This window comes from Tenacibaculum sp. AWR4_210, from assembly GCF_056160945.1.
In genome coordinates this window covers 1-297 of the sequence record NZ_JBSWYF010000081.1, presented here as the reverse complement: position 1 = coordinate 297, position 297 = coordinate 1, and the positions used below count along the sequence as shown (strand labels likewise).

Sequence of the window (297 nt, the reverse complement as noted above, 5' to 3'; positions counted from 1 at the left end):
CCAAACGTGCTTCTACACCTGAGGGTAGATTTTCTGGTGTTCCCAACCCTGTTACTCCTGAAACCGAATGTTCGATACTTGTTAACAGGGTGCCCACACATACAGTTTGTGATTTATCAAGGTTATCAACAGTGCTTTGCGGTAACACGGTAATGCTTCCTTCGGCAAATAAATTTCCACATTCGGCAACAAGTGGAATACGGTAGTTAAAAACTCCTGATTCAGAAGGTGTTCCTGTGATTTCCACAGTAGTACCTCCTACCAAACGTGCTTCTACACCTGAGGGTAGATTTTCTG

General features: G+C 43.8%; 1 protein-coding gene. It reads right to left on the bottom strand.

The window, feature by feature from the left end:
- On the bottom strand, positions 1-297 hold a 297-nt coding region (locus ACXAG7_RS20115; protein ID WP_476667949.1), incomplete at both ends, for a hypothetical protein.